The 8,196-nt window shown below is 71.4% G+C and carries 1 protein-coding gene; it reads left to right on the forward strand.

All coding sequences use genetic code 11. The features are described 5' to 3' along the window. Window positions 1–47: 47 nt before the first annotated feature. The coding region (locus tag AAW13_RS02375; protein WP_240528508.1) for an amino acid adenylation domain-containing protein at window positions 48–8,196 on the forward strand (8,149 nt) is incomplete at its 3' end.

The raw sequence follows: 8,196 nt of genomic DNA on the forward strand, positions 1-8,196 counted from the left end.
CTGCCGAACGTTTCCTCCCTGACCCGTTCGCCTCTGACGGCTCGCGCATGTATCGCTCGGGCGACCGTGCCCGCTGGCTCCCGGACGGGCAGTTGGACTTCGTGGGCCGTGCCGATCAGCAGGTCAAGGTGCGCGGCTTCCGTATCGAGCCCGGTGAGATCGAGGTCGTCCTCACCGCGCATCCTCAGGTTCGTACCGCCGTCGTGCTCCCCTTCGGTGCTGAGGACGACCGCCGGCTCGCCGCCTACCTCGTCCCGGAGGACCCCGCCACAGGCATCCCGCCCGTCACCGACCTGCGCGCCCACGCGGCAGCCCACCTGCCCGCCTTCATGATCCCGTCCGTGTTCACCGAACTCACCACCCTGCCGCTCACCCCGAACGGCAAGCTCGACCGAGCCGCGCTCCCCGCCCCCGACGGCACGGGCACCAGGGGGGAGGAGTTCGTTCCCCCGGTCGGCCCCACGGAGGAACTCCTCGTGGACCTCTGGACCCGCATCCTGGGCGTGGAGCGTGTCGGTGCGAACGATGGTTTCTTCGAGCTGGGCGGGCATTCGCTGCTGGCCACACAGGTGATGTCCGGCATCCGAGAGGTGTTCGGCGTCGAGCTGCCGCTCGCCGTCCTCTTCGACAAGCCGACAGTCAGGGCCCTGGCGGCCGAGGTGGAGAGCTCTTCGCGCGGGGCGGTGCCGCCGGTGACGGTGGTGGACCGGGACCGGCCGCTGCCGCTGTCGTTCGCGCAGCAGCGGCTGTGGTTCCTGCACCAGCTGGACCCCGGGTCGACCGAGTACAACGTCGTACTGCCCGTCCGGCTGGACGGCGTGCCGGACGTGGCGGCCCTGGGTGCCGCCCTGGACGCCGTGGTGGCTCGGCACGAGGTGCTGCGCACGCGGCTGCCGGCGGACGCGGACGGCGTGGCCCGGCAGGTCGTGGAGGAGCCCCTGCCGCTCCCCCTGCCGGTGGTGGACGTGTCCGGCAGCGACGATCCGCTCGGGGAAGCGGGGCGCATGGTCGCCCAGGACATGACGGAGCCGTTCGACCTCGCCACCGGGCCCCTGGTGCGGGCGACGCTGATCCGGCTGGGCATCGGCGAGAACGTGCTGGTGCTGGCCATGCACCACGTCGTGTCCGACGAGTGGTCGGCGCGCATCCTCCATCAGGAGATCGAGACGCTGTACGAGGCGTTCCGTGCCGGCCGGCCGGATCCGCTGCCGCCGCTGCCCGTGCAGTACGCGGACTTCGCGGTCTGGCAACGGCAGTGGCTGAGCGGTGACGTGCTCGACGGACAACTTGATTACTGGCGTGACCAGTTGAGTGGTCTGTCCGAGTTGTCGCTGCCGATCGACCGGCCCCGGCCGCCGATCCGCTCCTCGGTGGGGGCGACGACCCGGTTCACCGTCCCGGCGGAGACCGCGGAGGCGCTGCGGGTACTGTCGCGGGAGAGCGGCACGACGATGTTCATGACGCTCCTCGCCGCCTTCGACGTGCTGCTGGCCCGTTACTGCGACGCCGAGGACATCGCCGTCGGCACGGCGGTGGCGAACCGGAACCGTGCCGAGACGGAGAGCCTGATCGGGTTCTTCGTCAACACGCTCGTCCTGCGGACGGACCTGTCGGGTGCCCCGACCTTCACCGAACTCCTCGACCGCGTCCGGCAGACGGCGCTGGAGGCGTACGAGCACCAGGACCTGCCGTTCGAGCAGCTGGTGGAGGAACTCGTCACCGACCGGGACCGTTCCCGTACGGCCCTGTTCCAGGTGTACTTCAACTACCTTCGGGACGGCGCCGGTTCAACGGCTACGGAGCCCGGGGGGCCCGGGGAGGCGAGCGGCCCCGGCGCCTCGATGTCCCGGGACCTCGCCCTGTCCGACCTCGCGCTGTCCTTCAGGGACACCGGAGAGGGCGCGTTGACCGGCGAGTTGGAGTACAGCACCGCCCTGTTCGACGCCGCGACCGTGGAGCGGATGGCCGGTCACCTGGTCGCACTCCTGCACGGCGTCCTGAACCCGGCACTCCGCATCGACGAACTGGCCCTCCTCTCGCAGGCCGAGCACGCGGCCCTACGGGCCCTCGCCACCGGCCCGGAACCGGACGCGGACGCGGACGGGGACCCGGTCCACGGGCTCGTCGAGGGCTGGGCGCGGCGCACGCCCGACTCGGTCGCCGTCGTCGCCGACGGCCGGCACCTCACTTACGGACACCTCGACGCCAGGGCCAACCAGCTCGCCCGTCGGCTCATCGAACGCGGAGCCGGACCCGAGGACATCGTCGGGGTGTGCCTCGAGCGCGGCCCGGACACGATCGTGGCGCTCCTCGGAATCCTCAAGGCCGGCGCGGCCTACCTTCCCCTCGACGCCGACCACCCCGCCCGGCGGATCGCGCACATGATCGAGTCGTCCGGCGCGTCACTGCTGGTCACCCGGACCGCGACGGCCGAGCGTCTGACACAGGTGTCCGTCCCGCGCCTCACCCTCGACACCGACGGCCCCACGATCGCCACCTACGCCACGGACAACCCAGGCACCCGGGTGTCGCCGCACCACCTGGCGTACGTCATCTTCACCTCGGGCTCCACGGGACAGCCCAAGGGCGTACTGGTCCCGCACCGCTCATGGAGCCTGGAACTGCGGGAGATGGGCCGCCAGTACGGGCTGTCCCCGGCCGACGTCACGGTGCAGATCGCGTCCTTCATGTTCGACGCCGCCCAGGAACAGCTCTTCGCCACCCTGACGCACGGCGGACGGCTCGTACTGCGCGGCGAGCAGCAGTGGCCGGCGGAGCGGACCCTGCGCGAGCTGCGCGCCCAGGCCGCGACCTCGGTCGACATCACCCCCGCGCTCTGGGAGATGCTCATCCCCCACCTGGCCGCCCCGGACGCCCTCGGACCGGATCTCCGGCTGCTGGTCATGGGTGGCGAAGCGCTCTCCCCGCGGACCCTCGCCCAGTGGTTCACGCACACACAGGTGCCCGTCCACAACGCCTACGGCCCCACCGAGGCCACCATCACGTGTGTCGCCGGCCTCCTGACCCACGCCGTGGCGACCGTACCGATCGGACGACCGATCGCCGGCATCCAGGCGCACGTGCTCGACGCGTCCCTGCGGCCCGTGCCGATCGGTGTCGCGGGTGAACTCTTCATCGGCGGCACGGGCGTGGCCCGCGGCTACCTCGGCCACGCGGCGCTGACGGCCGAACGGTTCCTCGCCGACCCCTTCGCCGCCGACGGCTCACGGATGTACCGCACGGGCGACCGGGTACGCCGACTCCCCAGCGGCGAGCTGGAGTTCCTCGGCCGGGCCGACACCCAGGTCAAGATCCGTGGCGTGCGGATCGAGCCGGGGGAGATCGAGGCCGCCCTGACCGCCCACGCGGGCATCCGCTCCGCCGTCGTGACCGCCCACGGCGAGGGCACCGACCGCAGGCTCGTCGCTCACCTCGTCCCGGCAGACCCCACCGAGGGCGTCCCGCCGGCCCCGGAGCTGCGGGACCATCTGCGGCACACCCTGCCCGAGTTCATGATCCCCGCCCTCTTCACCGAGCTGACGGAACTGCCCCTCACCCGCAACGGCAAGACCGACCGCGCCGCCCTTCCGCAACCCGACCCCGGCCAGTGGGAGGCCCACGGACACGTCCCCCTCGCCGGTGCGACCGAGGAACTGCTCGCGGGCATCTGGACCCAGGTCCTCGGCACCGAACGCGTCGGAGCCGACGACGACTTCTTCGCCATCGGCGGCCACTCCCTGCTCGCCACCCAGGTCATCTCCCGCGTCCGCGAGGTGTTCGGCGCCGAGGTACCGCTGTCGGCACTCTTCGACCACCCGACCGTACGAGGACTGGCCGCGGCGGTCGACGGATCGGACACCACACCCACGGCCCCGCCGATGACCCCGGCCGACCGCGCCGAGCCCCTGCCCCTGTCCTACGCCCAGCAGCGCCTGTGGTTCCTCGACCGACTGGACCCCGGCTCGATCGCCCACGTCCTGCCGTCCCCGCTGCCCTGGCGGGGAGACCTCGACGTCCAGGCCCTGGGCGCGGCACTCAGCGGACTCACGGCCCGGCACGAGGTACTGCGGACCCGGCTCGTCGCGGACGCCGACGGGGTGGCGCACCAGATCGTCGACCCGCCCTCCGCGTTCCCGCTGCCCGTCGTGGACCTGTCCGACGCGACCGACCCCGTGGCACTCGCCCACTCCCTGGTCACCGCCGACGCCACCACCCCCTTCGACCTCACGGCCGGCCCCCTCGTACGGGCCGCACTCATCCGCCTGGCCCCGGACGACCATGTCCTGGCGCTCACGCTGCACCACGTCGTCACCGACGAGTGGTCGGAACGCATCCTGCGGCGCGAACTGCCGGCGCTCTACGACGCCTTCCGCGCCGGCCGGCCGGATCCGCTGCCAAAGCTGGCCGTGCAGTACGCCGACTTCGCGGTCTGGCAGCGCCGCTGGCTGGACGGCGAGGTGCTGGAGGGACAACTGGGCTACTGGCGCGACCAACTGGCCGGGCTCTCTCCCGCGGACCTGCCGAGCGACCGTCCCCGACCGGCGGTCCGCAGTTCGCAAGGAGCCGTGCTGCCGTTCACCGTCACCGAGGAAGTGGCGCATGCCCTGCGCTCGCTCTCCCACGAGAGCGGCACCACCATGTTCATGACCCTGCTGGCAGCGGTGAGCGTGCTGTTGGGGCGCTGCACGGGCTCCGCGGACGTGGCCGTGGGCACGCCCGTGGCGAACCGCAACCATGCCGAGACGGAGGACCTGATCGGGTTCTTCGTCAACACGCTGGTGATGCGCACGGACCTCTCCGGCGAACCGACCTTCACCGAACTCCTCGCCCGGGTACGACACACGGCCCTGGACGCGTACGCCCACCAGGACCTGCCGTTCGAGCACCTGGTCGACGACCTCGTGGTGGAACGGGACCGCTCCCGAACGCCGCTCTTCCAGGTCCTCTTCAGCTACGACAACGACAGCGCCGCCCCGGACCCCGGCGACGCGCCCCGCGACAGCTCCCGCGCGGTCCAGTTCGACCTGTCACTGCGGGTCGGCGACCGTGAAGGCGGAGGGCTGGCAGGCCAGATCGAGTACAGCACGGCGCTGTTCGACGCGGGGACCGTGGAGCGGTTGTCGGGTCACCTGGTGCGGCTGCTGGAGGCGGTGGCGGAGGAAGCGGGGCAGCGGCGGGTGGGTGAGCTGCCCGTGCTGTCCGGTGACGAGCGTGAGCAGGTGGTGTCGGGGTGGAGTGGCACGCCGGTTGCCCTTCCGACGGTGGGTGGGGTGCATGAGCTGATCACCGCCCGCGCGGCCGAGACTCCGGATGCGGTGGCTGTGGTGTCCGGTGGCCGGGTCCTGACTTATGCCAGGCTGCTGGCGCGGGCGAACCGGCTGGCGCATGAGCTGCGGGGCCGGGGCGTTGGGGCAGAGTCGGTCGTCGGGCTGTGTCTGCCGCGTGGTGTCGACATGGTCGTGGCCGTGCTGGGGGTGTGGCTGGCGGGTGGTGCGTATCTGCCGCTGGATCCCGAGTATCCGGCGGAGCGGCTGGAGTTCATGGTCGCCGACAGTGGTGCGCAGGTCGTGCTCCGAGAGGGCGATCTGGATCGCACCGCTGACCTGCCGTCCAGGAGCCTCGAAGTTCCTGTCGACCAGGACCAGTTGGCCTACGTGATCTACACGTCGGGTTCGACGGGGCGTCCCAAGGGCGTCCAGGTCTCCCACGGCAGCGTCGTCGGCATGGTGACCGCGCTGGGCCCGGAGCTGGGTGTGGACCCGGGCACGAGGGTGTTGCAGTTCGCGTCGTTCAGCTTCGACGCGGCGGTGCTGGATGTCGCCGTGACGTTGGCCCGTGGCGGCACGCTCGTCGTGGCGCAGGCGGAGGAGCGGGGTGAGCCGGAGGCACTGACCGCCCTGGTCCGCGCGGAGGGTGTCAGCGCGGCCAGCGTCGTGCCGTCCCTGCTCGGTGTGCTGGATCCGCAGCAGGTGCCCGGTATCGAAACCCTCCTGCTCGGTGCGGAGCGGCTGACGGAGCAGGCCGCACGGGCGTGGGCGCCGGGCCGTCGTCTGGTGAACACCTACGGGCCGACCGAGGCGACGGTCATGGTCACCGCGGGCCAGGTCGACGGCCTCGGTATTCCTCCCATCGGCTCCCCGGTCGCGAACGCCCGCCTGTATGTGCTCGACGACCGGCTGGAACCGGTCCCCGTAGGTGTGCACGGTGAGGTGTTCATCGCGGGTCCGCAGGTGGCCCGTGGCTATGCCGGCCGCCCCGCTCTGACCGCGGAACGCTTCCTCCCCGACCCCTTCACCGCCGACGGCTCACGCATGTACCGCTCGGGCGACCGTGCCCGCTGGCTCCCGGACGGGCAGTTGGACTTCGTGGGCCGGGCCGACCAACAGGTCAAGGTCCGCGGCTTCCGTATCGAACCCGGTGAGATCGAAGCCGTACTGGCGGAGCACCCGCGTGTGCGGTCGGCCGTCGTGCTCCCCTTCGGCGCCGAGGAGGACCGCCGACTGGTGGCCCACCTGGTCCCCGAGGACGTGGCGGCGGGCGTCCCGTCGGTCACGGAACTCCGGACCTACGCCGGCGCTCACCTGCCCGCCTTCATGATCCCGTCCGTCTTCACCGAACTCGCCGCCCTGCCCCTCACCCCCAACGGCAAGCTCGACCGCGCCGCGCTGCCGGACCCGGAGGGGGATCGGCAACTGGACGGGTACGTGGCTCCGTCGGGAGCGACCGAAGAGCTGGTGGCCGACATCTGGGCGCGGCTCCTCGGACTGGACCAGGTCGGCGCCATGGACAACTTCTTCGAACTGGGCGGGCATTCCCTGCTCGCCACCCAGGTGATGTCCCGTGTGCGCGAGGTGTTCGGGGTGGACCTCCCGCTCGCGACGATGTTCGACAGCCCGACGGTCTCCGGACTCTCCGCCGCCCTGGACGCTTCGGTGCCGGGGGCACGGGAGCCGCAGTGGACCGTGGTCAGCAGGGACCAGCCGCTGCCTCTGTCGTTCGCACAGCAGAGGCTGTGGTTCCTGGACCAGTTGGAGCCCGGCTCCACCGAGTACAACCTGCCCCTGTACCTGCCGTGGGACGGTGACCTCGACGTCGAGGTACTCATGGCGGCGCTCAGCGCTGTGGTCGCGCGGCACGAGGTGCTGCGGACCCGTCTGGTCGCCGGCGCCGACGGGGTGGCGTACCAGGTGGTCGACCCGCCCTCCGCGTTCCCGCTGCCGGTGGTGGACGTGTCCGGGAGCGCCGATCCGGTGGGGGAGGCGGAGCGGCTGGCCCTTCAGGACGGCAGGGCGCCGTTCGACCTGGCGGCAGGCCCGCTGATCAGGGCCATGCTGATTCGGCTGGACGAACGGCAGCACCTGTTGGCACTGCTCACCCACCACGTGGTCTCCGACGAGTGGTCGTCGCGCATCCTTCGGCGTGAACTGTCGGCGCTGTACGAGGCGTTCCGCGCGGGGCAGCAGAACCCGTTGCCGCCGCTGCCGGTGCAGTACGCCGACTTCGCGGTCTGGCAACGGCAGTGGCTGGAGGGCGAGGTCTTCGACGACCAACTGTCGTACTGGCGTACCCAGCTGGCTGACGTACCGGCGCTGGAGCTGCCCACCGACCGGCCGCGCCCGCCGGTGCGGTCCGCCGAGGGCTCGATGGCGCCGTTCACCGTCTCGGCCGACACGACGGAGGCGTTGCGAGCGCTGTCGCGGACGAACGGCACGACGATGTTCATGACGCTGCTGGCCGCACTGAACGTGCTGCTGGGGCGCTGTTCGGGAGCGGATGACGTCGTCGTCGGCACCCCGGTGGCGAACCGGAACCGGGCCGAGACGGAGGATCTGATCGGGTTCTTCGTGAACACGTTGGTCATGCGGACGGATCTGTCCGGCGATCCGACCTTCACCGAACTCCTCGGCCGTGTGCGCGAGACGGCGCTCGGCGCCTACGCGCACCAGGACTTGCCTTTCGAGCAGTTGGTGGACGAGCTGGTCGTCGAGCGCGACCGCTCGCGCACCCCGCTCTTCCAGGTGTTCTTCAGCTACGGCACCGAAGGCGGCCAGGGCACCACCGAGGCCGCCGACAACCCGGACTCCTCGGCCGCGCAGATCGCCGTGGCCTTCGACCTGTGGGTCATGCTGGAGGAGTCGGACGACGGGACGTTGAAGGCGGGGATCCAGTACAGCAGCGCGTTGTTCGATGCGGTGA

It is taken from the genome of Streptomyces humi, from assembly GCF_001005085.2.
GTDB classification, from domain to species: domain Bacteria; phylum Actinomycetota; class Actinomycetes; order Streptomycetales; family Streptomycetaceae; genus Streptomyces; species Streptomyces humi.